Origin of the sequence: Neorhizobium sp. T6_25, assembly GCF_002968555.1 — a bacterium.
Taxonomy (GTDB): domain Bacteria; phylum Pseudomonadota; class Alphaproteobacteria; order Rhizobiales; family Rhizobiaceae; genus Neorhizobium.
The window spans coordinates 356,772-383,236 of sequence record NZ_PVBL01000003.1 but is presented as its reverse complement, the minus strand read 5'-3'; the positions used below and the strand labels follow the sequence as shown (position 1 = coordinate 383,236).

The 26,465-nt window shown below is 62.5% G+C and carries 26 protein-coding genes and 2 pseudogenes; 10 read left to right on the top strand and 18 right to left on the bottom strand.

From position 1 onward, the window contains the following. Nucleotides 1-126: 126 nt before the first annotated feature. The 3 genes and pseudogenes from C5L10_RS06410 to C5L10_RS34260 form a co-directional block, all read right to left on the bottom strand. Nucleotides 127-1,143 (bottom strand): annotated as a pseudogene (locus tag C5L10_RS06410) (efflux RND transporter permease subunit); the annotation flags it as partial. After that, a pseudogene (locus C5L10_RS06405) lies at nt 1,140-2,235 on the bottom strand (efflux RND transporter periplasmic adaptor subunit). The pseudogenes C5L10_RS06405 and C5L10_RS06410, both read right to left, overlap by 4 nt. Nucleotides 2,236-2,458: 223 nt before the next feature. Beyond that, nucleotides 2,459-3,325 carry a MipA/OmpV family protein gene (locus tag C5L10_RS34260; RefSeq protein WP_371411918.1) on the bottom strand — a complete coding sequence of 289 codons (867 nt, stop codon included), beginning with the start codon at nt 3,323-3,325 and terminating at the stop codon, nt 2,459-2,461. Nucleotides 3,326-3,679: 354 nt separating this feature from the next. Between C5L10_RS34260 and C5L10_RS06395 the strand changes: the two genes are divergently transcribed. Both C5L10_RS06395 and C5L10_RS34255 read left to right on the top strand, forming a co-directional pair. Then, the gene (locus tag C5L10_RS06395; RefSeq protein WP_245447931.1) at nt 3,680-4,051 is read left to right on the top strand and encodes a hypothetical protein; all 372 of its coding nucleotides are present in this window, start codon (nt 3,680-3,682) and stop codon (nt 4,049-4,051) included. After that, the gene (locus tag C5L10_RS34255; RefSeq protein WP_245447930.1) at nt 4,038-4,484 is read left to right on the top strand and encodes a hypothetical protein; all 447 of its coding nucleotides are present in this window, start codon (nt 4,038-4,040) and stop codon (nt 4,482-4,484) included. The genes C5L10_RS06395 and C5L10_RS34255 overlap by 14 nt, the downstream gene beginning before the upstream one ends. Before the next feature lie 50 nt (nt 4,485-4,534). Here C5L10_RS34255 and C5L10_RS06385 read toward each other — a convergent pair whose 3' ends face one another. The 7 genes from C5L10_RS06385 to C5L10_RS06355 form a co-directional block, all read right to left on the bottom strand. Further along, a complete protein-coding gene (locus C5L10_RS06385; RefSeq protein WP_105428975.1) occupies nt 4,535-5,374 on the bottom strand; it encodes a MurR/RpiR family transcriptional regulator in 840 nt (279 codons plus the stop codon). 104 nt (nt 5,375-5,478) lie between these two features. Continuing rightward, nucleotides 5,479-6,156 carry an aspartate/glutamate racemase family protein gene (locus C5L10_RS06380; protein ID WP_105428944.1) on the bottom strand — a complete coding sequence of 226 codons (678 nt, stop codon included), beginning with the start codon at nt 6,154-6,156 and terminating at the stop codon, nt 5,479-5,481. 69 nt (nt 6,157-6,225) lie between these two features. Further along, nucleotides 6,226-7,191, bottom strand: a complete 966-nt coding sequence (locus tag C5L10_RS06375) for an ABC transporter ATP-binding protein (protein ID WP_371411917.1) — start codon at nt 7,189-7,191, stop codon at nt 6,226-6,228. Between the two features lie 2 nt (nt 7,192-7,193). Then, nucleotides 7,194-8,255, bottom strand: coding sequence for an ABC transporter ATP-binding protein (locus C5L10_RS06370; protein WP_105428942.1), 1,062 nt, complete (start codon nt 8,253-8,255; stop codon nt 7,194-7,196). Further along, a complete protein-coding gene (locus C5L10_RS06365) occupies nt 8,252-9,145 on the bottom strand; it encodes an ABC transporter permease (RefSeq protein ID WP_105428941.1) in 894 nt (297 codons plus the stop codon). Before C5L10_RS06365 ends, C5L10_RS06370 begins: the two co-directional genes overlap by 4 nt. 3 nt (nt 9,146-9,148) lie before the next feature. Next, the gene (locus tag C5L10_RS06360) at nt 9,149-10,102 is read right to left on the bottom strand and encodes an ABC transporter permease (RefSeq protein WP_046607771.1); all 954 of its coding nucleotides are present in this window, start codon (nt 10,100-10,102) and stop codon (nt 9,149-9,151) included. 76 nt (nt 10,103-10,178) lie between these two features. After that, nucleotides 10,179-11,774 (bottom strand): ABC transporter substrate-binding protein, encoded by a 1,596-nt coding sequence (locus tag C5L10_RS06355; RefSeq protein WP_046669395.1) that lies wholly within the window; start codon nt 11,772-11,774, stop codon nt 10,179-10,181. Between the two features lie 400 nt (nt 11,775-12,174). Here C5L10_RS06355 and C5L10_RS06350 point away from each other — a divergent pair, with 400 nt between their 5' ends. Then, a complete protein-coding gene (locus C5L10_RS06350) occupies nt 12,175-12,996 on the top strand; it encodes a bifunctional allantoicase/(S)-ureidoglycine aminohydrolase (RefSeq protein ID WP_037086505.1) in 822 nt (273 codons plus the stop codon). A gap of 46 nt (nt 12,997-13,042) precedes the next feature. Here the strand turns inward: C5L10_RS06350 and C5L10_RS06345 are convergent, their stop codons facing one another. The 6 genes from C5L10_RS06345 to C5L10_RS06320 form a co-directional block, all read right to left on the bottom strand. Beyond that, nucleotides 13,043-13,879 (bottom strand): GNAT family N-acetyltransferase, encoded by an 837-nt coding sequence (locus C5L10_RS06345; protein WP_105428940.1) that lies wholly within the window; start codon nt 13,877-13,879, stop codon nt 13,043-13,045. After that, entirely contained in the window at nt 13,876-14,622 is a 747-nt protein-coding gene (locus C5L10_RS06340; RefSeq protein ID WP_105428939.1) for an aspartate/glutamate racemase family protein, read from the bottom strand. The genes C5L10_RS06345 and C5L10_RS06340 overlap by 4 nt, the downstream gene beginning before the upstream one ends. Nucleotides 14,623-14,627: 5 nt before the next feature. After that, the gene (locus tag C5L10_RS06335; protein WP_105428938.1) at nt 14,628-15,446 is read right to left on the bottom strand and encodes an ABC transporter permease; all 819 of its coding nucleotides are present in this window, start codon (nt 15,444-15,446) and stop codon (nt 14,628-14,630) included. A gap of 19 nt (nt 15,447-15,465) precedes the next feature. Then, nucleotides 15,466-16,380 (bottom strand): ABC transporter permease, encoded by a 915-nt coding sequence (locus tag C5L10_RS06330; RefSeq protein WP_105428937.1) that lies wholly within the window; start codon nt 16,378-16,380, stop codon nt 15,466-15,468. 121 nt (nt 16,381-16,501) lie between these two features. Continuing rightward, nucleotides 16,502-17,791: a PotD/PotF family extracellular solute-binding protein gene (locus tag C5L10_RS06325; protein ID WP_046669401.1), complete on the bottom strand. Its 1,290-nt coding sequence runs from the start codon at nt 17,789-17,791 to the stop codon at nt 16,502-16,504. 37 nt (nt 17,792-17,828) lie between these two features. Continuing rightward, nucleotides 17,829-18,920, bottom strand: coding sequence for an ABC transporter ATP-binding protein (locus C5L10_RS06320; RefSeq protein WP_105428936.1), 1,092 nt, complete (start codon nt 18,918-18,920; stop codon nt 17,829-17,831). A 240-nt stretch (nt 18,921-19,160) separates the two neighbouring features. Here C5L10_RS06320 and C5L10_RS06315 point away from each other — a divergent pair, with 240 nt between their 5' ends. Further along, nucleotides 19,161-19,889: a GntR family transcriptional regulator gene (locus tag C5L10_RS06315; RefSeq protein WP_105428935.1), complete on the top strand. Its 729-nt coding sequence runs from the start codon at nt 19,161-19,163 to the stop codon at nt 19,887-19,889. On the opposite strand, the gene C5L10_RS06310 is transcribed toward C5L10_RS06315, so the two are convergent. Beyond that, nucleotides 19,886-20,443 carry a nucleoside 2-deoxyribosyltransferase gene (locus tag C5L10_RS06310; RefSeq protein ID WP_105428934.1) on the bottom strand — a complete coding sequence of 186 codons (558 nt, stop codon included), beginning with the start codon at nt 20,441-20,443 and terminating at the stop codon, nt 19,886-19,888. The genes C5L10_RS06315 and C5L10_RS06310 overlap by 4 nt on opposite strands. Before the next feature lie 228 nt (nt 20,444-20,671). On the opposite strand from C5L10_RS06310, the gene C5L10_RS06305 reads away from it, so the two are divergent. Genes C5L10_RS06305 through C5L10_RS06280 form a run of 6 tightly spaced genes read left to right on the top strand, consistent with a single transcriptional unit; the run spans nt 20,672 to nt 25,317 of the window. Then, nucleotides 20,672-21,763, top strand: a complete 1,092-nt coding sequence (locus tag C5L10_RS06305; protein ID WP_105428933.1) for an ABC transporter substrate-binding protein — start codon at nt 20,672-20,674, stop codon at nt 21,761-21,763. Nucleotides 21,764-21,766: 3 nt separating this feature from the next. Beyond that, nucleotides 21,767-22,828, top strand: coding sequence for an iron ABC transporter permease (locus tag C5L10_RS06300; RefSeq protein WP_046669406.1), 1,062 nt, complete (start codon nt 21,767-21,769; stop codon nt 22,826-22,828). Continuing rightward, a complete protein-coding gene (locus C5L10_RS06295; protein ID WP_105428932.1) occupies nt 22,825-23,586 on the top strand; it encodes an ABC transporter ATP-binding protein in 762 nt (253 codons plus the stop codon). Before C5L10_RS06300 ends, C5L10_RS06295 begins: the two co-directional genes overlap by 4 nt. Next, complete coding sequence (locus tag C5L10_RS06290; RefSeq protein ID WP_105428931.1) at nt 23,583-24,200, top strand: hypothetical protein; 618 nt, start codon at nt 23,583-23,585, stop codon at nt 24,198-24,200. The genes C5L10_RS06295 and C5L10_RS06290 overlap by 4 nt, the downstream gene beginning before the upstream one ends. Next, complete coding sequence (locus C5L10_RS06285; RefSeq protein ID WP_105428930.1) at nt 24,197-24,817, top strand: hypothetical protein; 621 nt, start codon at nt 24,197-24,199, stop codon at nt 24,815-24,817. Before C5L10_RS06290 ends, C5L10_RS06285 begins: the two co-directional genes overlap by 4 nt. Continuing rightward, entirely contained in the window at nt 24,814-25,317 is a 504-nt protein-coding gene (locus tag C5L10_RS06280; RefSeq protein WP_105428929.1) for a hypothetical protein, read from the top strand. The genes C5L10_RS06285 and C5L10_RS06280 overlap by 4 nt, the downstream gene beginning before the upstream one ends. Nucleotides 25,318-25,323: 6 nt before the next feature. Here C5L10_RS06280 and C5L10_RS06275 read toward each other — a convergent pair whose 3' ends face one another. Beyond that, nucleotides 25,324-26,427 carry an NADH:flavin oxidoreductase/NADH oxidase gene (locus tag C5L10_RS06275; RefSeq protein ID WP_105428928.1) on the bottom strand — a complete coding sequence of 368 codons (1,104 nt, stop codon included), beginning with the start codon at nt 26,425-26,427 and terminating at the stop codon, nt 25,324-25,326. Nucleotides 26,428-26,465: the final 38 nt, after the last annotated feature.

The window sequence follows — 26,465 nt, the reverse complement described above, 5'->3', positions numbered from 1 at the left end:
AACCGGCTCCAACGCTGCGCAAGATGAAAGCTTCGCGTTTCCGCCGGTTGCTCCCACCGCGCCATTTGGCGTATTCAAAGCCGCCGAGGCTCTAATCGCAGTCGGATGAAAGTTCAGTGGCAGGTCACCTTCATAGAGCATGTTCATGGAGCCGTCGTAGTTTTCGACGATCGGCCCGACCGTGCTGTAGGCCTGGACGATCTCGACGTCGGGGTTGGCTGCGCCAAAGTCCTGCATGGCCGCTTCGATGGCGGCCGCGACGCCCGTATCCGAAAAGCCGTTGGATCGCTTCACCTCGACAGCGATCACGGGTTCGCCATCGAGATAGGCGATCGACGAGCGGTCGGCAAAGCTGTCCGTCACCGCGCCAATCTCGGCCAGCTGCACCAGCTCTCCGCTCGGAAGCGGGATTGCGAGCGCCTTCAGTTCCTCGACCGAGGAAACCGCCCCAAGCGTGCGGATCCCCTGCTTGCCGCCGCCGATCTCAGCCCGGCCGCCCGATGTGTCCGACTGCACGGACTTGAGCTGCGAGGAAACGGTAGCAGCGCTGAGGCCGAGTGCGCTCATGATCTGGGGGTTGAGGTCGATGTGCACTTCGCGCTCGATGCCACCGATCCGGCTGACCTCGCCGACGCCGGGTACGGAAAGCAGGGTCTTCGTCATGTCGTTGTCGACGAACCAGGAGAGTTCCGTCTCGTTGAGGCGGGCGGAACGCACCGCGTAGGTGAGGAGGGTGGAGCCCTGCACCGTCACCTTGGTCACGCCCGGCGCCTGCATCTCGGAAGGCAGGTCACCGCTCGCACTGTCGACGGCATTGCGCACCTCGTTCAGTGCTTCCTCGCTGTCCTTTCCCAACTGGAACGAGACATTGATGATGACCGATCCGTCCGTGACCGTCGTCGTGATGTGGCCGAGGAGGCTCAGCGATGCGAGCCTGTCTTCGATCTTGCGCGCGACTTCCGTCTCGAGTTGTGCCGGCGCGGCGCCTTCAAGCGAGGCGCTGATCTTGATCGTCGGCAGGTCCATGTCGGGAAAGTTCTGTACCGCGAGCCGATCGAACGCGATCAGGCCGCCGACGGTCAGCAGGATGAACAGCAGGATGGCGGGAACCGGATTGCGGATCGACCAGGTGGAGAAGTTCATCGTGATTCGCCCTTTTCGAGCTTGACGAGCGCCTCTCCAGCCACCCGGACGAAGGCCTTGTCCGAAAGGAAGGTGCCACCCGTCGTCACGACGTCGAACGAGCGGTCGAGGCCAGAGAGGATTTCCACCTCGCTGCCATTGCGGCGGCCGGTTTCCACACGAATGCGTGACGCGCGGCTGTCTGCATCCACGGTGAAGACGTAAGCGATACCGTCACGCAGGACGAGCGCCGTCTCGGGCACGGTGAGCGCCGTCGTGGTTTCAAGCTCGATCTGGCCGGTGACGTACAGACCGATGGGCGGGCGCGCCGCCGCCGGCAGCGCCACGTAGGCGAGCGCCCGGCCGGTATCGGTGCTGACCGTCGGTGCGACAAGGCGAACGGTTCCCTTGACTCGTCGATCGCCAGGACCGACGATCGTGGCTGTGAGGCCTTGCCTGATGCGAGGCAAATAGTGTGCGGACACTTCCGCCTGCCATTCGACGCGTTGCTGGCGGATCATCCGGAACAGCTCAGTACCGGAGGAGACGACGGCGCCGAGCTGGGCCGAGCGGGACGCAATCAGTCCATCGTCCACGGCCAGGATAGTCGTCTTGGCGAGCTTGATCTTCTGGCTTTCCAGCAAGGCTTCGGCGGATTCCACCCCTGCCATCGCCGTCTGTTCGGCGATCAGGTATTCGTTGATCTTTTCATCCGACAGCACGCCGCTTCCCTGCACCTTGCGCGCCCGGTCGGCATTCGCCGTCGCCTTGGCGAGGTCCGCCCTGGCGCTTGCCAAGGCGGCCTCCTGGTTACGCAGTTCCACGCACGGCTTCGTCGGCAAGCCGGACGAGGGGCTGGCCCTTCGAAACGACCGATCCGACATCGACAAGGACGGCGGTCACGCGCAGGCCATCGATTTCCGCGGCGATGACCGCTTCATGCCGGGGCTTGAGCCAGCCGCTGGCCGGCACCGTTTCAGGCCATCGGCGTTCTGCGGGACTTGCCACGGCGACGGTAAGCGCTGCCGCCTTGTTCTGTTGCGCAAGCACAGGCTCCGCCGCGGAAGCAAGGTTTGCGCTCACGAAGAGGGCGAGAAGAAGAGTTGGTCGCATCGGTTGAATCTGCTTTTCTGGCATCGCGCTTACTGCCCATAGTCGTCAGCCGCGATTTCATGTCCGACCAGTTGGGCCGGCCTGCGGCTCCAGACCCGGCCAGCTGGAATGCCTGCTCGCCGGGAGATAATGACCGCGATGTGGAGTTGACTGCGAGAAGTCGAGGATAAGAGACCGGCGAGCGGGGAGGATGTCGTCGGCTTTGCCGCGCCCTGCCGGGACCCTAGAACTTGTACCCGACCATCAGCATCGCAGATGGTTGAACATCGTTCTGAACGATGGGACTATCCTTCGCGTCGCCGGTCAGGAAACCGACCGCCGCCTGGCCACGAATGATCCAGTGTTCGGTCGCCATATATGTGACGGACGCCTCGATATCGAAGCGTTTCAGGCCAGCGCCTGCCTCATATTGCCGTAATCCCGATCTCGCAGACTGGGCCGCGGTTACCCCAAAATAGCTTTCCATGTGGTTATCGTCGGCGAACGTCGCGGAAGCGCCCGCGGAAAGAATAAAGCGATCATAGTGATGCGAGACATTCGCACCGACCTGACCGATCAAGCCGTCGCTGCCCCCGATTGTCTTGTCGACAGACGCATAAAATTCCAGCGGACCCATTTCATACGAAAGCGTCGCTCCGACGACGGCGCCGGCGTCGATGTCGCCCAGTCCCTTCAGGTGATCGGAATCATCTTCATCGCGCCCGCCCCCCATGTCGTAACCGCCTTTCACCGTGAGCTTGACGCCGTTGGACTTCAGCACATCGATTTCCAGCCCGCCCGGATCGATCGTGACGCGATCACCGAAGGTGGCGGAAATCATGGGAATGGGGACCAGCTCGAACTCGTCCGATCCTTCGAATTTGGGTGCATACATGGCTCCGGCGCCGACCATAACGTTCCAGTCGGAAAGCTTCTGGCGTATCCCGCCAAACCGCCCCTTGTCGAAATTCGCTGTCGCGGGGATAGCAGCCTCTTCACCTTCGTAAGGGTCGGCAGCGCGTGCCTGGGTAAGGGGGCAAGCGACAACCGCGAGCCCCGCAGCGATGGCGACACGCCGCGGATGGCTTAAGAAGGACTTGGTCAATGACATTCGAATTGGCTCCTGGGATCCGGTAGAGAATTTTCGGCGTGCAGGTGTAAGCCCGACGCGCCGGCCTCTTGCGGAGCGCACTGTCCCAGACGACGCCGTTAACTTGGGTTTTGTGATGTTAAGAAATGTTGTCCCGGTCGATACCGCTGACCCGCAGACGGCGGCTGCAACAAAATCAAACAAAACCAAACACACTCTTGCACCGGCAAAAGCTAGATTTTCTCATCTCCGTATGAGGAACTCGCCATGTCTATCGAAACCACTCACCCCAAGAGAATTCTTGTGTTTCTGCCCGTGGCGGCGGCCAATGCGATCGTCGCGATGCTGGCCGCCCATGGATAGGAGTCCGTTGCGGTGTCGACGTTTCCGGAGGCTTTTACTGCACTCCGTTCGGACAATTATTCCTTCGCCATAACGACCCGACCCGAGATCGATCTCGTGCGCAATATCCGCTCCATCCCGGTGGTCAATCTCGAGGTTTTCTTCCACACGGAGCCTTCCGGCGATGGCCCGTTGATAACGTCGAAACGGTTCGACAGCAGCGCATTCATGAAACGGATCGAGTTCCTTGTTCAGCCTCTGGCAACGAGAGTTGAACACGCTGGCATCGAGCAGACAAAGAATGAAGGGATGGGAGAACCGAGGGCGCCCCGATGGCGGGTGGCGTTGAAGTCCGTCTTTGGTTTGCTGCGTCGGCGAGAAGGATTGAAGGATGTTCGATCCTGAGAGGCTTACAGCGGTCGCGCCCGGCTTCAGTCCGGCGATAGATGGAAGCACCAACAGAAAAAGAATAACCGCAGCCGGACAGGAGCCTTGGGCGATGGAGCTCTGGCGGATTGCAGTTCCACGGCAGGAGCAGGCTTTTTTCGGGATATGTCTTTTGGTTCACTGGTTGATAAGCGCCGCCTCGTTGAGCGGGTACATCATAGTAGCTCTGTTTTTGATCGTGGCAGTGGGCCGGCTTGTGCGGCATGCCGCGATCCAGTTTGCGTCAAGACTGCCAAGGAGGTCGCAACTCAGGCACTATATCGTGCTGTGTACGTCAGTGGCCTTCTTTTTCCTGCTCGCTGTGCGAGGTTGCTATCTCGCTGCTGTGATCGTGGACGTCGGATTTCATTCCGATCCGTTTGAAGCCCGTGGCGATATCGGTCAGCATTGACGAGCAGCCGGATTGAGTGCCGGGGTCTCTCGCCATCGGCGCCGACCGCATCACAGTTCGTCGAGGCCTTCATTCAGCGTCTCGATGTGGCGTAGCCGCTTTCTCCCCTCGACGCCTGCCTTCTCCAGGCATCGGGTGATCAGCAGATGGCAGAGGGCCATGACCGCCGTGTGGTTGAAGAGGGGGCCGGGCGCCAGGGTCTGGCATTGGAAATGCCAGGTTGCCGACGCCTCGAACGCGGCACCCTCGTCGGTGATGTAGAGGAGCTTCGCTTTTGACTTCCGGAGCTGGGCAAGGATGGCGTCCACCTGAGCGATCCTCCGGCGCATGGCGAAGAATACCACCACGTCGTCTTCCCGCAGGCTGACAAGATGTTCTCCAAGCGTCTGCCCCGCGCCGGGGATTGCGACGATATCCTCGATGACCTGGGTCAACTGCCATTGCAGGTAGGAGGCAAAGGGATGGCTGCTCCGGAAACCGAGCACCCAGACCTTCCGGGCCGCAATCATCGCTTCCGTCACGGCCTCGATCTGGCCCTCGGAAATGGAAAGGAACGTTGCTTCAAGATTGGCGACCCCCTGGGCGACATGTGCCTGCATCGATTGAGCGGCCGCGGCGTCGGCAGCCGCCGTCAGGAAGAGCCGGGAGCCGGTCTGCTTTTCGGCCCGGGCATGGCGACGGGCTTCCTCGTAGTTTTCGTAGCCGAGGCGCTGGATAAAGCGGGTCACCGTGGCCTTGGAGACATGCGCAAGCGCGGCAAGCTCCTGCGCCGAATAGCTGGCGAGTTCGCCGGGAAAGTCGCAGACGAATTCCCCCAGACGCTTCTCGGCAGGGTGCAGGTGGGGAATTGCCTGCCTTACGCGATACAGGAACGATTTATCCTTCGGCACGGGAAGCTCCGCCAAGACATCAGCGCGCGGACTTTCCGGTGGGATGCCGCGACTTGCAACAGAAAAAACGATCCCTCCATGGCATTGCCTGGGAGATGTCCCCATCAGTTCGCCCTCGGTCCGGCTTCAGGAGGACGGGCGATCCGGGAAAGCAAGAGTTCGACAGCAGAGCGGATAGGCGCAATCACCGGCGACGAGAGAGCCCGCTGAAGATCGTCCGCCGCCTGGCCCAGCGGGCCGCCACCGATGATGACGGCTTCAGCGCCATCCCGTTCGAGACATTCGCGAACCGCGATTTCAAGGGCCGCGTGCAGACGCGCGGGGTCGGAGGCAAGCACCAGCGGATCGCCGCTGGTCAGCCGTGTCCCGGTAAAGAGGTGGGCAAGGCCAAGCGTTTCAGCCTTGGCGGCGAAGCTCGCCACGAGGTCTGGGGTGACAGTCGCGATGCCGAACCGCCGGCCTCCGGCGGAGGCTTCGTACATGCTCGCTTCGCAAATGCCGACGACCGGCAGGCTGGACAGGGCTTTCAGGCGATCGAGGCCCGGATCGCCGAATGCACTGACGATCAGCCCATCGCTAAATTCTTCCGCGGCCAATCCCATTTCGACGACGCCGCCGGCCGCTGCGGCAAGCTCCTCGCCATTCAGGATCATCGGCACGCCGCGCGTGGCCGTGACGCCCTCCACGGAGACATTTTCCGGCAGGTATTTCCGGGCGATCTCGGTCATCATGACCGTCGTCGCCCGGGAGGTGTTCGGATTGATCAATGTGATACGCGTCATGCCTCGTTCCGCGCGCGATTGCACGGACGCCCTCCCCGCCTTGTCATCGTCCCTCATCATCTCTGGTGTTCAGGCACATTGCACGCAGGCGACGCTGCCGGCCCCGCCGACCGGCATCAAGGCCGGTACTTCCGCGCGGCAGAGATCGGAAACCTGGGCGCAACGCGGCGCGAAGGCGCAACCGGGCGGCATGGCGGCCTGGTCCGGCGGTGCCCCGGGAATGGTGATCAGGCGGTCGCGTCCGTGGGCCAGTTCGACGCGGGCGCCGAGCAGCCCCTTGGTATAAGGATGCCTCGGTGAGTGGATGATATCCGCTACATTACCTTCCTCGACGATCCGCCCGGCATACATCACCGCGATCCGGTCCGCGACTTCCGCCGCAACGCCGATATCATGCGTGACGAAGATGACCGAGAGCCCGTATTCCTTTTGCAAATCGCGGATCAGCAGGAGGATCTGGATCTGTACCGTTGCGTCGAGAGCCGTGGTCGGTTCGTCGGCGAGCAGGACCTTCGGATTGCAGGCGAGCGCCATGGCAATCATTGATCGCTGCAGCATGCCGCCGGACATTTCATGCGGATAGTTTTGCAGCCGGCGCTCCGGGGAGGGGATCTTGACCTTCTGGAACAGAGCAAGCGCGCGCGCCGCCGCTTGCGAGCGCGGGATGCCCTCATGACGCATGATGGTTTCTTCTATCTGGCGGCCAAGCGTGTAGACCGGGTCGAGTGCCAGCCGCGGCTCCTGGAAGACCATCGAGGCGACGGCGCCGCGAAAGGCACCGAGATCCTTGGCCGACAATCCCGTCACATCGCGGCCGGCGACGGTCATGGAGCCTTCGATCGTCGTGCCTTTTGGGTGCAGGCGCAGCAGTGAGCGCATGGTGACGCTCTTGCCGGACCCGGATTCGCCGAGCAGCGCGACAACCTCGCCCGGCTGTACCGAAAGGCTGACGCCGTTGACGGCTTTGACGGGCTTTCGGCCGCGGTTGAACGTCACCGAAAGATTGCGAATATCGATCATCGCGTCGGTTTGCATGGTCATGCCTCCATCAATGCCGGCGCACGGCTGTGGCGTGAGCCCGGTACGGACATCAGGCAGGCTGCGGACTGGCTCTCGGAAACGCTGGCGAGCGGCGGCAAATTCTCGCTGCAGATGCTCTCGGCGAACGAACAGCGGGTATGGAACCGACAGCCTGGCGGCGGATCGATCGGGTTCGGCGGGTCGCCCGAGAGCGGCGGCTCGGAGGTTCTTTCGGAAGGGTCCATCTTTGGCATCGAGGCCAGCAGCGCCGCCGAATAGGGATGGCGGGTGTTCTCGAAGATCGCATCGCGGCTGCCGATCTCGGCCACCTTGCCGAGATACATGACCATCACCCGGTCGCACATGAAGCGCACGACGTTGAGGTCGTGGGAGATGAACAGGTAAGTCAGACCGAAATCCCGCTTCAGGTCGAGGAGCAGGTTCAGGACCTGGGCCTCTACCGACTTGTCGAGTGCCGACACAGCTTCGTCGAGGATGATGAGCCGCGGTTCGAGCGCGAGCGCGCGGGCGATGTTGACGCGCTGCCGCTGTCCGCCCGACAGTTCGTGCGGGTAACGGCCGGCAAAGCGCGAGGGCTCCAGCCCGACCCGATGCAGCAGGTCGTGGGCCCTGGCGATCGCCCTGCCCGCGGCAATGCCATGCACGCGCGGCGCAAAGGCGATGGATTCTTCAATCGTCAGCCTGGGGTTGAGGGAGGCGTAGCTGTCCTGGAAGACCATCTGGACCTGGCGGCGGTAGTCGGAAAGCGGCAGCGCGCCGCCAACCGTCTCACCGTCGAACAGGACCTCGCCTCGGTCGGGCAAGATGAGCTGCATCAGCAGCCGCGCGGTGGTGGACTTGCCGCAGCCGCTTTCTCCGACGACCCCGAGCGTCTCGCCCTTGAAGATATCGAAATCCACGCCGTCGACGGCGCGGACGACCTTTTTCGGCTTCATGAAACCGCTACCCTTGACCGGGAAATGCTTGATGAGGTCGCGCGCGGAGATCAGCGGCTGAGCGGGTCCGCCCCTTTCGCCGACGGGAAGATCGTAGGCGGGTTCTTGGACGACGCTGATCATGACTTCACATCCATGGCTGTGCGCAGCCCGTCTGAGAAAAGATTGAAGCAAATCGAGGTGATGAAGATCATCAGGCCGGGCAGGGCCGCCACGAACGGGTTGTTGTAGATCGCCGTGCGAAGCGTGTTCAGCATGAGTCCCCATTCGGCATCCGGCGGCCGCACGCCGAGGCCGAGGAAGGAGAGGCCCGAGGCGAGGATCATCGAGACGGATATCAGGCTCGTGGCAAAGACGAAGATCGGGCCGAGCACATTGCCGAGGATATGGACGCGGATGATCGTCATCGGCGGGGCGCCGGAGGCCCGCGCCGCGTCCACGTAGTCCAGCTTGCGGACCTGGGTGGTGACGCTTTCGGCGACGCGGGCGATCTGCGGGATGAAGACGACTGTCAGCGAAACGAGCGCGTTGGTGAGCCCCGAGCCGAGCGCGCCCGACAGCGCCACGGCCAGAAGGACCGACGGAAAGGCGTAGAAGACGTCGACCGTGCGCATGATCAGCGTGTTGACGATGCCGCCCGCATAACCGGCGACGATCCCGATCGTCGAGCCGATGATGAAGGCGATCGGTACCGGGATGACGCCCATGATCAGCGAAAGCCGCGCGCCATAGATCAGCCGGGAGAGCATGTCGCGGCCGAGTTCGTCGGTGCCGAAGATATAGCCTGGCGTGCCGATCGGCTTGAGGCGACGGATGACGCTGCCCTTGGAGGGATCGTAAGGCGCGATATAGGGCGCGAAAATCGCGATCAGCACCAGGATCAGAAGAATAGCGAGGGCCGTCATGGCGACCGGGTCGCGGCAGATGCGGCGCAGCACGCCGCTCCAGAAGCCCGGGGATTTGGCAATAGCGGCAGGGGAAGGGGCCGCGATGTCTGCGGTGACGACAGCCATGTGTCAGCTCCTCTGGATGCGGGGATCGATCGCGCTCTGCAGCACGTCGACAACGAGGTTGAGGAAAACGAAGAACATGGCGAGCACCAGGATCGTACCCTGCAGGATGGGCAGGTCGCGGGTGAAGATCGCGCCGTTCAGCAGGAAGCCCGTTCCGGGCCAGGAGAAAACGGTCTCGATCAGGATCGAGCCGCCGAGCAGGTAACCGAGCTGCAGTCCCATGACCGAGAGCGCGGTCGGGGCGGCGTTGCGCACCACGTGGCGCAGGATCTGCGGTGTCATTAGCCCCTTGGCGGCAAGTGCCTGGGTAAAATCCTGGGAGAGGATATCGGCGACCAGCGATCGGATGGTGCGGGCGATGATGCCCATCGGGATGACCGACATGGTGACCGCAGGCAGGATGAGGAACTGCAGATAAGCCCAGCTTAGGTTTCGGCCCGACGATCCCTCCGGTCCGCCGCCCATGGCCGGCAGCCAGCCGAGGGTGACGGAAAAGGCGATGACCAGCACCATGCCGAGCCAATAATGAGGCACGCTGACGCCGAGCATCGAAACCGCCGATGCCAGGCGATCCACCCAGCCTCCGCGGAAGACGCCGGCAAGGAAACCCAGTGAAGAACCTGCCACGAAGCCGATAACGGCGGCCGCCAGGGCAAGGATGATGGAATTGACGGATGCATCCAGGATCTCGTTCAGCACCGGCCGGCCGCTGGCGATCGAGGTACCGAGATCGCCCTGCAGCGCATGCCATGCCCAAAGGGCATATTGGACGGGAAGCGGCCGGTCGAGGCCGTAGAAGCTGCGCATCTGTGTCTGCAGCTCGGCGGAGGCATCCGAAGGCAGGATCGCTGCGAGCGGATCGCCCGGCGCGATATGGATCAGCATGAAGCATACGATGCTCACGCCGATCGTGACGGGAATGACGTGCAGAAGCCGTTTCAGGGCATAGAGCAGCATGGTGTCCTCACCGGGGAGGTTGATCGGGCATCATGAAAGGCGGCGCGCCGATTGCTCGGCGCGCCGCCTGCTCGGATTACTCCATGGTAATCGTCGAAAAATCCTGGAACCAGTTCTGTGCCTGGACGAAGCCCTTGACCTTGGCGGTCATGGCGCGGGGGTTGACGTCGTGCGTCACCATCAGGAACAGCGCATCGTTCACGTATTTCTCGTGCACCTGCTGCATCACCTTGTCCTGCTCCACGGGATCGAAGGTGTTGCGCACCTTGTCGAACAGCGCGTCCATATCCTTGTCGCAATAATAACCCCAGTTGGTGCCGGTCGGCGGGGCGAGCTTGCACTGCGACTGGCGGATCATCGCGGTGAAGGGATCCTGGATGAAATAGCTGTAGTTGACCGCGGTGGCGCCTTTGGCGCTCGGATCCTTGGCACCCGCCCGCCAGATGTTGATGACGGTGTTCCAGTCGGCGACCTCGTATTCGATATTGATGCCGACTTCGGCAAGCGTCTGCTGGATATATTCGTTCATCTGCAACGGCAGCATCTGGCCAGAGCCGGACGAGGAAATGATCACCTTGGTCTTGAGCGGCTTGTCGGGGCCGTAACCGGCTTCCTTCATCAGCTTCTTGGCTTCCTCGACATTGTATTCCACCTTGAAGGTCGGCTTGCCGAACCACTGGTGGCCGGGCGGCATGTAGCCTTGCGCGGGAACGGAAAGGCCGCCGAGAAGCTCGTTGAGGCCATCGCGATCAACGGCAAGGTTTGCGGCCTTCCGGACGCGGATATCGTTCCACGGGGAACCGTCGATGCGCGACAGGTGCCAGGTCCAGTTATGCGGATAGGAATTGGTGATGATCTTGAGACCGGCTTCCTTCAGTGATTTCACCGAATCCGGTGCGGGAGCCTCGATCCAGTCGACCTGGCCGGAGCGAAGCGCCGCGACACGGGTATTGGGTTCCGGCAGCGGGATCAGGACGAGCTTGTCGAGCTTGGGAACGCGCGCCTTGTCCCAGTAGTCCTTGTTGGGCGTCAGTTCGGCCCGTTCGCGCGGCGTAAAGCCGCCTTCCATCTTCCATGGGCCGGTGCCGGAAGGCTTCTGGGCAACCGTATCCCAGTTCTTGCCCTGCTTTTCCCAGTTCGCCGGCGAGGAAATCAGGATCCAGCTCAGCTGGTAGGGAAGCGTCGCATCCGGCGTGTTGGTGGTGATTTCGACGGTCAGGGGATCCACGACCTTGTAGGAAACGACCGCCGGAATGCGCGACTTGCCCTGGGCCGCCTGGCGCTTGTCGAACTGCGGCGCATCCGCCTTCAGAAGCTTGTCAAGGTTCCAGACGACTGCATTCGCGTCGAAGGCGCTGCCGTCATGGAATTTGACGCCGTCGCGAAGCTTGAAGGCCCATTTGGTCTTGTCGGCCGGATCGACTTGCCAGGATGTCGCAAGGCTTGGAATGAGGGCGGATGGCTTGTCGGCTTTCGAAAGGTCCCATTCGATCAGAGAATTGTAGACAGTATAACCCATGAAGCGCTGGCCTTCGCCGCCCTGGTCGGTCTGGCCGGTGGTGAGTGGGATATCGGAAGCGGTCATGCCGATGCGTAGCGTTCCAGCCGCCAGTGCGGGGGTCGCGGCGGCTGCAAGGAGTGCTGCCGCGGTCGCGCCAAATACCGTCGTCATCCGCAGGTTCCGGAAAACGCCGAGGCCGTGCCGGCTACTCGATGATGTGTTGGTCATGCTGTTCCCTTTTTATTGAAGTCGCTGGACTTTGAGCCAGTCATCAAGGGAGAAGCAGATTTCATGCCATTTTCTGTGAAACCAGGATTTCACTCGTCTCCAAAAGGATTAGCGCAGATAGATGAGCTCTATTTCGAGACACGGACGGCTCGTGCCGAATTCTATGGCGAGAATGCAAGGCGTCTGCCGAAAAATGCCGCGCCGGTAGCCGCAGCGGGCCGATGTGTGGCGGAAATCTTGGAGCCACGGTCTATTGGCACGAATTTATTGGTTGCTTAGAGGCGCGCGGCGCTTAAAGCATATGCGTATCAGACGCCGCGAAATTGGACTGCAAAACAGACCCATGACCAACAGAGATTATTATTCGAACCTCGGGGGGTTGCCTCCGCAGACCGATCTTCTTTCCAGTAAGGCTGTTTTCACGACATCCTATGCGGTCATTCCTCGAACCGTCATGTCGGACATCGTGGCCAGCCTGCTTCCCCATTGGCAGGGAACCCGGGCATGGATCATCTCCCGTCCGATGACGGGGTTTTCGGAGACGTTCTCGCAATACATCGTGGAAGTTCAGCCTGGCGGCGGAAGCGACCGGCCGGAACCCAACGCGCGCGCCGAGGCGGCGATCTTCGTCGTCGAGGGTGAGATGTCGATCGAGTTCGCCGGAAACGATCATGCGCTGAGGGCCGGCTCCTTTGCATATATCCCGGCCGGATCGCCGTGGAAGCTGCGCAATCGTGGCACGGCGCCGGTCAAGTTCCACTGGGTTCGCAAGGCCTTTCAGGCGGTCGAGGGGCTGGAGGCTCCGCCGGCGGTCTTTACCCATGAAGACGAACATCCGATTTCATGGATGCCGGACACCGGCGACCGTTGGGGGACAACCCGTTTCGTCGACACTTCCGACGTCCGCTACGACATGCATCTCAATATCGTCACCCTGGAGCCGGGCGCGACCATCCCCTTCATGGAGACGCATGTGATGGAGCATGGCCTCTACGTTCTTGAAGGCAAGGCGGTCTACCGGCTCAATCAGGATTGGGTCGAGGTCGAAGCGGGCGACTACATGTGGCTGCGCGCCTTTTGCCCGCAAGCCTGTTATGCCGGCGGCCCCGGCCGCTTCCGTTACCTGCTCTACAAGGACGTCAACCGCCACACCGAACTGTGGTAGTCGCTGCTTGACGAGCGCGAGCGGCGTCCTCATCGGGACGCCGCCATCAGCCGAGTTCGAGGGTGGTAATCCCGAACACGCCCGGCATCCGCACCGCCGGCACTGGCCCGCGATACATCCGCGCGGTCGTGAAGCCTTTCACGAAACGATGGGCCTCGAGATAGGCTGAAAACTCCGTCTGCAGGGCCGGGACGTCGACATGCATGGTTTCGTTGCCGATCTCCGCGGCGCAGGCGTTCAGCAGCTTTTGCGCGTCGTCGGCGGTCTGCGCAAACAACGGGCCGATCTTGTAGCCGTCATGGCATTTGCGGCAGACCGCATAGCCGCAGACATTGCCGTCACGGATGATGACCTTGGCAGCCCGCGGCGGCTTCAGCCAGGCGGTCAGGAAAGCGTCGCGCTCCGCAGGGAAGAAAGCCTGGTCATAGCCAAGAATGGCGGGCACGAGATCGTCGCTAATCGCGGCTACATTGCCACCGCGGCTCCCGGCAAGGCTGCCGCTCCAGCGAAACGTCTCGTAGGCCGGCTCGAAGCCCATGCTGCGATAGTTCGCCTGCTGTTCCGGCACGCCGTCGAGGCCGATCGTCCGGCCGCCGAGATGCGCCATGCCGGCATCCCAGACCTTTCTGCCAAAACCTTTGCCGCGAAAATCTGGTTGGGTGATGTACAGGCCGATAAAACCGAAACCGGAACCGTAGCGGACCGCGGATATGCCGGCCGCCAGTTCGCCATTCACAAAACAACCGATGAAACCTTGAGGATCGGCGGCATGAAGAGCCGGTGCATCGGCAAGGCCAGGATTCCAACCCTCGATCCGCGCCCAGTCGACAAGCTGTTCGACCTCGGAGGAGGTGAGCGCGCGAATGGTCGAGTGCGTTTTCATTTGGCGGCGAGTTTCCCGGGCCCGAAATCCTCGAGCAGACCTTTATAGGGTTTGCGGACCGGAGAAGCATAGGCTCCTCGTTTGGCCGTCGACAAGCCCAATGTCACCAGCGCTTCGGCCTGTTTCACCGCCGCCGCGACGCCGTCGACCACAGGCACGCCGAATTCGCGGCGCAGTTCGGCCGTGAGATCGGCCATGCCGGCGCAGCCGAGCACGATCGCCTCCGCCCTATCCTCGCTGAGTGCGGCCGAGATTTCTTTGCGCAGCCGGTCACGGGCGTTGGAGGCCGGATCTTCCAGTGACAGGACCGGAATATCGGCGGCCCGCACCTTGCATCGTCCGGCCATGCCGTAGCGATGAACCAGGTGTTCGAGCGGCAGGCGCGAACGTTCCATGGTGGTGACGATGGTGAAGCGCTGAGCGATGAAGGCGGTGGTGGCGAGTGCCGCTTCGCAGATGCCGACCACAGGAATGTTGGCCAGTGCCCGTGCGGCGTCGAGCCCCGTGTCGTCGAAACAGGCGACGATCGCCGCATCGGCGCCGGCCTTCTCACCCTTGGCGATCTCGATCAGCAGGCCGGGTACCGCGAAGACCTCGTCATAATAGCCCTCGATCGAGACCGGCCCCATGGAGGAGGTGACAGCAAGGATTTCGGTGCCGGCATTGGCGACGCGCATGGCGGAGTCGGCGATCGTCGCCGTCATGCTGGCGGTGGTATTCGGGTTTACGACAAGAATGCGCATTCTGTTCACGACCGCAGGCGGCGGCGATTGAGGTGGACGATCAGGCCGAGCGTGCCGGCGATGACGAGGAAGGAGAACACCGTCGTCACGGTACCGAGCGCGTAGAGCACCGGCGTCGTGACATTGGTCGTCATGCCGTAGATTTCGAGCGGCAACGTGTTGAACGAACCTGCCGTCATCAGCGTACGGGCGAATTCGTCATAGGACAGCGTGAAGCCGAACAGGCCGACGCCGATGAGGCTCGGCGCGATCATCGGCAGCACGACATGGCGGAAGGTCTGCCAGGAAGAAGCGCCGAGATCGCGCGCGGCTTCCTCGTAGGCGGGCGAAAAGCGGTTGAAGACGGCGAACATGATCAGGACGCCGAAGGGCAGCGTCCAGGTGAGGTGCGCACCGAAGGCGGACGTATACCAGGACGGCTGGAAACCGAGCTGCTGGAAGACGACGCCGATGCCGAGCGAGATGATGATCGACGGCACGACGAGGCTCGCGACGGCGAGATAGAACAGCGCGGTGGAGCCGATGAAGCGGCGGCGGAAGGCCAGGCCCGCGAGCAGCGAAACGACAACGGTGACGAGCATCACCATGATGCCGAGCATGGCGGAGCGCCGGAACGAACCGCCGAAATCGCCGACCGCCTGGGTCTCGAACAGGTTGGCGAACCAGCGCAGCGACACGCCGTTCAGCGGGAAGGTGAGGCCGCCGTTCGGCCCCTGGAAGGAGAGGATCAGGATCGCCGAAAGCGGGCCGTAAAGGAACAGCACGAAGACGATGAAGAAGATGGCGAGAAGGTAGAATTCGCGGCCGCGCTTGTCGCTGTGCATCTCAGAGCTCCCCTTTTCCCTAAAGTTCTTTGCGTATGTCGACGATGCGGAGGATGCCCGCGACCATCAGGAGAACGAGGACCAGCAGCACGACCGCGTTGGCGGCGGCTGCCGGGTATTGAAGCAGCGACATCTGGTTCTTCATCATCAGCGCCACCGAAGCGCTCTGGCCGCCTGACATCACCTGAACCGTCGAAAAGTCGGCCATGACCAGCGTCACGACGAAGATGGTGCCGATCGCCATGCCGGGCTTGGCAAGCGGAATGATGACATTGGTGAGGATCTGGGTGCTCGTGGCACCGGCATCGCGCGCGGCTTCGACCAGAGACTTGTCGATGCGCATCAGCGTGTTGAAGATCGGCGTCACCATGAACAGTGTGTAGAGATGCACCATCGCCAGCACCACCGCGAAGTCCGAATAGAGCAGCCATTCGATCGGTTCTGGGACGATACCCGCATTGATCAGCGTCGTGTTGACGAGACCGTTGCGCCCGAGCACCGGGATCCACGAGATCATGCGGATGATGTTCGACGTCAGGAACGGCACGGTGCAGACGAGGAAGAGTACCATCTGCATGGCGGTAGTGCGGATGTGAAAGGCCAGAAAATAGGCGACCCAGAAACCGACGAACAGCGTGATCGCCCAGACCAGGAAGGCAAATTTCAGCGTGTTCAGATAGGTCTTCCAGGTCACCCACGAGCCGAGCGTCTCGGCATAGTTCATCGACAGGAAATCCGGATACATCTGGGCGAAGTCGTAGTCCCAGAAGCTGACGACTGTAATCATCAGGATCGGCAGCAGCAGGAAAGCGCCGAGGATCAGCGCCAGCGGCGTCGCTTGAAGATAGGAAACCAGCGCCGGCGACAGGCGAAAACTCCTGGGCTTCGTGTTCTCTTCGGCCGTTTCCGGCTCGGATGATGCAATCGTCGCCATGTCTTGTCTCCCTGTTGTTGGAGGCTTCAGCGGTGCAGCGGGTTCCCCTCCCCCTTGTGGGGAGGGTGGCCGGCCTCCCCAACCCTCCCCACAAGGGGGAGGGGACAGGTCGGAGAACGCCTTATGCCGCGATGAACTCGTTCCAGCGGCGGACCATGTAGCGGTCCTCGTCCATCACCGAGTTCCAGCAGGCCACGTGGCCCATGCGTTCCTCGAAGGAGCCGCCGTCACGGATTGCGCCGGCCTTTTCCATGACCTTGCCGTCCGGAGCGACGATATCGCCCTTGGCAGCCTTGCCTTCGATCCAGTAGCCCCATTCGTCGGCGGACATGTGTGCCTTGGCGGTTTCCATGGCGGCCGAATAGTAGCCCTGGCGATTGAGATAGGCGCCGACCCAGCCGGACGTGTACCAGTTGATATACTCATAGGCAGCGTCGAGCTTGGCGCCGGAGAGGTGCGCAGCAAGTCCCAGACCGCCGCCCCACGAGCGGTAACCTTCCTTGAGCGGCTGGTATTTGCAGGCGATGCCCTTGGAGCGGACGGCGGCGACGGCCGGCGACCACATGGACTGGATGACGACCTCGCCTGAGGCCATCAGGTTGACACTCTCGTCGAACGACTTCCAGAAGGCGCGGAACTGGCCGGCCTGCTTGGCCTTGATCAGGAAGTCGATCGTCTTGTCGATTTCCGCCTTGGTCATGTTGCCCTTGTCAGCATACTTGATGTTGCCCATGGCTTCCATGATCATCGCGGCGTCCATGATGCCGATCGACGGGATGTTGAGGATCGAGGCCTTGCCCTTGAACTTCGGGTCCATGATATCGGCCCAGGTCGAGATCTCGCGGCCGACCAGGTCCGGGCGGATGCCGAGCGTGTCGGCGTTGTAGATGGTCGGAACCATCGTGAACCACTTGGTTTCTTCCTTGGCGAAGGTCTTGTCGCCAGGCTTTGCGACATAACCGACCGTGTGCGGCGCAGTGCCTTGGGCGATCACGCTGTCCGGCTTCAGCTTGCCGTTTTTGAACAGCGGCACGATCTTGTCGTAATATTTGAGCTTGGTCGTATCCATCGGCTGGATGACGCCGGCCGGGTAGACCTTCTTCAAGATCCAGTACTCGATATCGGCGATGTCGTAGGAGTTCGGCTGGGTGACGGCGCGCTGGGCGGCCGCGTCAGAGTCAGTCGCGGTCATTTCGAGCGTGATGCCGAGGTCGGCCTTGCACTTCTCGGCGATTGCATTGAGGTTCGAAACGCCAGTGCCGAACTGGCGCAGCGTGATCGGGTTCTGCGCCCAGATGGTCGGGAAGCCGGTGATGGCGCCGGAGCCGGCGGCAAGACCGGCGGCCGCGGACGCCGTCTTCAGAAGCGTGCGGCGCGAAATGCCCTTGGTTGGTTTCTTGGTCTCAGTCATTGCCTTGTTCTCCTCTGTTGAGTTTTTGTGTTTGGCATCAGTTCTTGAGGCGGCCGAGGACGATGGCGTCCTCGCGGCCCCAGGAAAGGGGGATCGCTTCTCCGACCTTGACCGGATTGGCGAAAAATTCGGCGTCGGTCAGGATCGCGGTGAAATCGTCGATGCCTGCGCCGTTGACCGAGAGCTTCACCGACGAACCGCGATATTCGACGTTCGAGACCGAGCCGGTGAAGCCGAGGCCTTTTTCCGAAGGCTGGCCGATGCGGACATGGTCGGTGCGGATGGCGATGTCGGCCGTGTCGGTCAGCCCGGCAGCGCCGTCGTCGGTGGCGAGGAAATCTCCGCCCGCAAGCACCGACAACATCAGCTTGTCGCTGGAACTCTGCGTCACCCGGCCGGAGATGACGTTGTGATCACCCATGAACTTGGCGACGAAGGCGGTCGCCGGTTTTTCGAATACCACGCGCGGATGGGCGGCCTGTTCGATGCGGCCGTCGTTCATCACGACGATCAGGTCGGCGAGCGCCATCGCCTCTTCCTGGCTGTGCGTCACATGCACGAAGGTGATGCCGAGCGACGTCTGCAGCTTCTTCAATTCCGCGCGCATGCGGATCTTCAGGAAGGGATCAAGCGCCGAAAGCGGTTCGTCGAGAAGCAGCGCTTCCGGATCGGTGATCAGCGCGCGGGCAAGCGCCACGCGCTGCTGCTGGCCGCCGGAAAGCTGGGCCGGGCGGCGGGTCGCATAGGCTTCGAGCTGCATCAGCCGCAGCATGTCCATCGCCTTGGCGCGCCGCTCGTCCTTGTCGACGCCCTTCATCTTCAGGCTGAAGGCGATGTTGTCGACGAGGTCGAGATGCGGGAACAGGGCGTAGGACTGGAACATCATCGCCGTGCCGCGTTTTGCCGGCGGCAGGTCGGTGACGACGGTATTGCCGAGGCGGACGTCGCCCGAGGAAATGCTCTCGTGCCCGGCGATCATCCTGAGCGTCGAGGTCTTGCCGCAGCCGGACGGACCGAGCAGGCAGCAATAGGTTCCGGCCGGAATCTTCAGGCTGATCGCATGAACGGCCGTGGTTGTTCCGTAGATCTTTGAGACTGAAGCGATGTCGATTTCGGCGGCTTTGCTCATCAGGCGCTCCCTTGCGTCTGATATGCCTATGCATCAGCCATGCCAACTCGATTAAACGTCCAGAAAGACTTGAATTTACCTGAAAGAGTCAGTGGCCGGGTTTTGCCGGTGCGCAAAAATCAGGCGATCGTTTTCGATTCATTGGGCAAATTGTATGCAATCTTGGCATTGGATCAAAAACAAGTTGCTTGGCATCCTGTAGACACTCGGGTTACAAAGGCCGTACATTGGACCGCAGCAATGAATATCAGCGAAAAAATCAATTTCACGGATACCGCGCCAGAGGATCGCTCCCAAGAAGACCGCTCCATGGCGATTCGGGAATCCCTGCGGAATGCGATCATCGACCGACGCTTGGCGCCAGGTACCAAGCTTTCCGAAAGCGAAGTCGGCTCCCTGTTCGACGTCAGCCGCACGGTTGCCCGCGCCGCCTTGCAGATGCTCGCCTTCGAAGGCTTGGTGAAGACCGAGCGTAACCGTGGCGCCTTCGTCTCCAATCCGTCGCCGGAAGAGGCCCGGCAGATTTTTGCGTCCCGCCGGCTGATCGAGCCCGGCATCGTCGCGGCCGCGGTCGAGCGCATCACGCCCGAGGACATTGCGAGGTTCCGTCGCCAGCTCGACGAGGAGCAGCGTTACCTGAACGAGCGCGGCCCCGCCGCCCGCCGCGCCGAGATCAAGGCGTCCGGCGATTTCCACCTCATGCTGGCCTCCGTTGCCGGCAATGTCATCCTGCAGCGCTTCATGGACGAGCTGGTTGCGCGTTCATCGCTGGTGATCGCGCTCTATGGCCGTTCCGGCGTATCGAGCTGCGGGCATTCGGAACATACCGCCGTTCTCGATGCCCTGGAAAAGGGCGACGGCGAGCGCGCCGCCAAGCTTATGATCCACCACATCGACCATATCGAAGCGGATCTCGATCTTCAGTTGAAGCAGGGCTCGGGTCTCAAGGACGCCCTGTCGCTCGCCTAACCCCGCAAGTGCCGCAAGGCCTCGGTATAGGCGGCCAGGTCCCGTTCCGGGTCGGCCGGCAGTGCGGCGGGGCGAATGACCCGGCCGCCACCTTCCTCGATGCCGAGGTCGATCATCAGATTGTCGGCCTTGCCGTGGTTCTCGATCGACAAGCCGTCCGGGCCGCGAGGTCTCCCGCTGCTCTCATCGATTTCGAGCCCGGAATACCAGATCGACCGCACCCGCGTGCCATAGTCGTCGGGATGGTTGGTATAGGCCCACACCCGTTTGCCGAGCGCGATCATGAAGCCGATTTCGTAGACGGTGCCGGGATCGGCACTGATGCCGCGAAACGGCGTGATATTGGCGAGGCAGACATCCGCCCGCCGCATCGCGCCGTCGTTGCGCTGGTAGATCGCGGCTGCCGTCAGCTGGCCTACGGGCGCCTGGTTCTCGTCGCTGCCGGGACCTGTCGGCTCGAAGCCGAAGCTGCGGGCGAGCCGGCGTTTCTCGCCCATCACGATCTGGGCGTCGGGCAAAAATACTTCGGGGCCGGCGAGATAGATGGTCGGCATGAAAATCCTTTGATGAATCGGTCAGCACCATTGTTCCATAGCGTCCTGTCCAGTGCATTGCGAGCATGAATGCGCCGGCCGACCGGCTTGAGCCGCCGAGAAGCTGTTCAGTTCATCTCTTTGCGCCAGGTTGGGCGAAAGCGCGTTTTAAAAGTGGAGATTTGTAGACAAGTATAATCACGCGCATTAGGAATGCTCCCCGACGACGTTACCGGCAGGGGATAGATCATGGTTTCGCTCACTCGTTTCGCTTCGCGCGGCCTTCTGGCCGCCGCATTTTCCGGCCTGCTGGCGCATGGCGCCGCGGCGCAGGAGGTCGTCTTCAAAGACCAGGAAAACCGGGAGATAAAGCTCGCCAAGGCGGCCGAGCGCATCGTTTCGATCGTCATCCCGATGGCTTCCACGGTGATCGCACTCGACGGCGGGACGAAGAGGCTCGTCGGCATGAACCCGACCGCCAAGAGTGCCGTGCTCGAAGGCATCCTGAGCAAGATCTTTCCGGAAACCAAGGACATTCCGTCCGACGTGACCGCTCCGAATTTCGTGCCGAATATCGAGGCGCTGACGGCGACCAATCCCGATCTCGTCATCCAGTGGGGCGGCCGCGGCAACGATATCGTCGCGCCGATCACCAATGCCGGCCTCAACGCCATGCTGATCCTCTACGGCACCGAGCAGTTGACCCGCGACTACATGACCATGACCTCCCGGGCGATCGGCAAGCCGGAGCGCATCAAGGAACTGGTCGAGTGGCGCGACCGGGTCCAGAAGGACATCGAAGCCAAGGCCAAGGCGATCCCGGAGGACAAGAAGCCGACCACGCTTTATATCGCCCGCGCTCTGACGGAGATTGCAACGACCGGAACCAAGGGCAGCTACAACGCCTGGTACATGGAGCTCGTCGGCGGCAGGAACGCCTCCGCCGAACTCAATGGCACGGTGACCATCAACAAGGAGCAGATTGCCCAATGGGATCCGGAAGTCATCTTCCTCAACGCCTTCGAAGCCAGGCTCAACGTCGATTGGGTCTATAACGACCCGATCCTGTCGCTGACCAAGGCGGCCAGGAACAAGCGCGTCTACAAGATGCCGCTCGGCGGCTATCGCTGGGATCCGCCGAACCAGGAATCGCCGCTGGCGTGGATGTGGACTGCCAACCTGACCCAGCCGGACGTCTTCAAATACGATCTGCGTGCCGAGATGAAGACCGCCTACAAGACGCTCTACAACTACGAGATCACCGATGCCGATATCGACGGCATCCTGTGGATCAAGGAACAGAGCGGCTCGGCCAACTACGCTCAGTTCAAGGCGAAGTAGGTCATGGCGGCGCTGACTGAAGACGAGGCGGCTCCGATAGTTCGCTCGCATCTGGCCCGGCAGACGCTGGTTTTCGCAGCGTTGCTGGCGCTGTTTGCGGTCGCCTTCGTCGTCAGTCTCTGCGTCGGCCGTTTCTCGGTTCCGGCAAGTCGGGCGCTGGAGCTGATCTGGCTTGGCGCGACCGATCCATGGCGGGAACTGACCACGATCGAGGAGCGCATCGTTCTTCTGGTCCGGGCGCCGCGCGTCGTGCTGGCCGCACTCGCCGGCGCCGGGCTCGCCCTGTCGGGTGCGGCCCTGCAGGGCGTTTTCCGCAACCCGCTGGTCTCGCCGGATATCCTCGGCATCTCGCAGGGAGCGGCCTTCGGCGGCGCCCTCGGCATCATGCTCGGCATCTGGGGTTTCCCGCTGATCGCCATGGTCTTCATCTCCGGCATGGTGGCCGTCATCCTTGTCGGCCTGATTGCGCGCATCAACGGCCGCAGCGAAACGATCACCGTGATCCTTTCCGGCCTCGTGGTCAGCTCGATGTTTTCCGCCGTCGTCTCGCTGCTGCAATTCGTCGCCGACCCCAATACCTCGCTTCCGGCGATCGTCTACTGGCTGATGGGATCCTTCGCGACCGCCACCTGGGAGCGCACGCTGATCGCAGCACCCGGCCTCATCATCGGCGGCGTGCTCCTCTGGATGCTGCGTTTCCGGCTCAACATCCTGTCGCTGGACGAAGCGGAAGCCCAAAGCCTTGGCGCCAGGACGAACCGCGAGCGCTGGCTGGTCTTCGGGCTGATCGCCGTCATCGTCGGCAGCCAGGTGGCTGTCTCCGGCATCATCGGCTGGATCGGCATCGTCATTCCGCATGCCTCCCGACTGCTGGTCGGCCACGACCATCGCGCGCTGTTGCCAGCCTCGGTCGTGCTCGGCGCCGGCTTCATGGTGATTATCGATACGCTGGCCCGCACCGCGACCGCCGCCGAAATCCCGCTAGGCGTCATCACCGCCCTGGTCGGCGCGCCGATTTTCGCGATGCTCCTGCGCAATCACTACCGCGAAAGGAACGGCTCATGATCGGCCTCGAAGACGCCACCGTCCGCTTTGGTTCGCGCACCATCATCGAAGCCTTCAGCTTCTCGGTTCCAGTCGGCCGCACGCTCGCCGTCCTCGGCCCGAACGGACGCGGCAAGACCACGACACTGAAGGCGATGCTCGGTTTCCAGCAGCTCGATGCCGGCCGCAGGGTCGCGCCCGATATCGTCGGTTATGTGCCGCAGACCGGTACCAGCAACCAGCGTTACCGCGCGCTTGACGTCGTGGTCATGGGCCGCGCCGCGCATCTTGGCATCTTCGGCCAGCCGGGGCCGGAGGATTTCAGGGTCGCCCGTTCGGCGCTGGACCGGGCCGGCGCCGCGCGTTTCACCGATCACTATTTCGACCGCCTTTCCGGCGGCGAGCGTCAGCTCGTGCTGCTTGCCCGTGCGATCGCCACGGGGTCGCAGGTGCTGGTTCTGGACGAACCGGCGGCAGCCCTCGATCTGCATAACCAGGAACGGCTGCTGGCGCTGCTCAACACGCTGCGTCAGCCGCGCGACAAGGCGATCGTCTTCACCACCCACGACCCGAACCACGCGCTTTCGTCCGCCGATGATGCGCTGCTGATGATGCCGGGCGGCCAGCCGCCGCTGTTCGGCCCGGTCGCCGAGACGATCACGCCGGAGCACCTGGAAAACCTCTATGGCGTGCCGATGCGCGTCGTCGAGCTGGCCGGCCCCTCCGGCGAAACCCATCGGGCAGTTCTGCCCGCCTTTGCAGGAATTCGTGCCGCATGACCATCCTGATGATCCAGCCGCATTACCAGGAGCCGTTCTCGATGACCGCGCCGCTGTTCGGCGATGCCATCGCCTCCGGCCTCATGAAGGTCGTGCGCGAGATGGAACTGACCGGCGAGGATTTCGCCACGGCGCGCGGGCTGATCACCACCACCCATCTCGACCAGATCGGCTTCCAGCGGTTCTCAACCGATGTCGCCGCGTTCCTCGACCGCGGCGGCCGCTGGATCTATCACGGGCATATCCTCCGCCCGATCCTGGCCGAACTCGGCACCTACCAGCCAATCCCCAATCCCAGGCGCGTGGATTTCGTCCAGTCCCGGCTTTACGAGCACCCGATCTTCGCCGGCATCGACCAGAAGATGCTGGAAACCAACCATGGCGTCGCCGGCTTCTACGGCCGCGGCCACAACCCTCCGCCCGAAGGAGCCGTTGTCATCAATGCGCTCGGTCCGGCAAAAACCCCGGTCGATTGGGTATGGGCGAGGCCGCAGGGTGGGGAAATCCTCTCACATGCCGGCAACGAATTCTGGGGGTGCGGCGACGATCCCGAAATCAAGAAGCAGTTGGCGAGCCGCGCCGTCGCCTGGCTTGCCGGAGAGCTGAACCGATGAGCATTCTCGCGATCCATCCCGGCGCCTATTACCATATCGAGACGCTCGAAGCGCCACGTTACGCCCACCATTTCGACTTGCTCGTGCGGCCGGAAGACCTGGCCTCCGTGGATCTTGCCGAACACGCTGTCGTCTTCATTCCCTGCCGCACGCCGGCCGATCGCCTGGCGCCGCATGCCGCGCAGCTTCGCGCCTATCTCGACCAGGGCGGCACGATCGTCTCGACCGGCGAGACGAACTGGGACGTCTTCCTGCCCGGCATCGCCTTTACACCGCAACCCACGAACTGGTGGTGGTGGCTGACGCCCGGTGCCGATCTCGGCGTGCGCATTGCCGCGCCCGGCCAGGCGCTGTTCAACAGACTTGGACAAGACGATCTCACGTGGCACCTGCATGGCTGGTTCGATCCGCCTGATGGTGTCGACGTGCTCGCCGTTAATGGCGAGGGAAAGCCCATACTCTATGTGGACGAGGTGACGACGCCCGGCCGCATGATCATCACCAGCCTCGACCCGTGTTTCCATCACGGGTCTCATTTCATGCCGGCGACGACGCGTTTCCTGGACGGTTTCCTGCCCTGGATGCGCCAAGAGCTGGACGGAGCAAGGACAAAATGACCGACAAAATCGACGTTCTCGAAGACGGCAAGCCGCTTTCCTACACCTATGCGGACACGATGCATTTCCACGGCTTCGGCTATCCGGGCGGTGTCGCCCATGCCTTCAAGGTGATGCAGCGGGCCATGCCGCTCTTGAGCCCCGACGGCCCGCCGGAGCGCCGCGAGATCGTCATCCGCACCGCGTTCCGCGGTCCGGGCGGCCGCGACGCCTTCGAAATGGTGACGCGCGGCCTGACCGAAGGCCGCTATACGGTCGATCACGGGCTCGAAAAGCCCGAGCGCGGCAATATTCTCGAACGCTACGTCTTCGAACTCAGCTATCGCGGCAAAACGGTGACGCTGCAGCTCAAGGAAGGCCATGTCCGCGAGGAATTCATCATCGTCAGCCGCAAACCGGACCGGACGCCGGCCGAAGAGGAACGCCTGGTTTGGCTGAAGCAGGAGATGGCCGACCGGCTGCTCCTGGCGCCGGCCGAAGCCGTTTACGAAGAGGCATGAGCCTCCTCAGGCGGTAAACAGGTTCCTGAACTGCGACGGCTGGCAGCGGAGATATTGCGGTGCCGGTTTCACCTGGGCACCGAGTTCCGCTGCCGCATGCCACGGCCAGCGCGGGTCATAGAGGGCGGCGCGGGCGATCGCGACGATATCCGCGTCGCCGGTCGAAACGATCGCTTCGGCCTGGGTCGGTTCGGTGATCAGCCCGACGGCCACGACCGGCATCTTCACCGCAGCCTTGACGGCGCGCGCCAAGGCCACCTGATAGTTCGGGCCGAGCGGGATTTTCTGTTCGATATGCAGCCCGCCGCTCGACACATGGATGGCGTCGCACCCCTTTTCGTCCAGCATCTGGGCAAACGCGATGGTCTGGTCGATGTCGAGTCCGCCGTCGACCCAGTCGGTCGCCGAAACGCGCACCGTCACCGCCTTGTCGGAGGGGAAGGCCTGGCGCACGGCATCGAGGACTTCGAGCGGAAAACGCATGCGGTTTTCCTGCGACCCGCCATATTCGTCGGTCCGCTGGTTGGAAAGCGGCGACAGGAACTGGTGCAGCAGATAGCCATGCGCGGCATGGATCTGGATCGCATCGAGGCCGATCCTTGCTGCCCGGACCGCGGAAGCCGCAAAGGCGTCGCGCACCTTTTTCATTCCATCTTTGTCGAGCGCGACGGGGGCCACGTATTTCGGATTGAACGGGATCGCCGAGGCAGACTCGGTCTGCCAGCCGTTCGGCTGATCCGGCGCGATCTGGCTGCCGCCGAACCAGGGCTTGTCGGTCGAGGCCTTGCGGCCGGCGTGCGCGAGCTGCACGGAGATCGGCATGTCCGACCATTTGCGGATGCTGTCGATCGTGCGGCCCATCGCCTTCTCGGTCGCGTCGTCATAGAGCCCGACATCCGCATAGGTGATGCGCCCTTCCGGCGTGACCCCGGTCGCCTCGATCGTCAGAAGCGCTGCGCCGGAAAGCGCGAGCTGGCCGAGATGGATGAGGTGCCAGTCGGTCATGCAGCCGTCCTCGGCCGAATATTGGCACATGGGCGCGATGACGATGCGGTTCGAGAGTTCGAGATTGCGGACGCGGATCGGAGAAAAGAGAGCAGGCTGGGCCATGAGTAAGTTCCTTTGCGCGATCGATGGCGCCGAGGCGG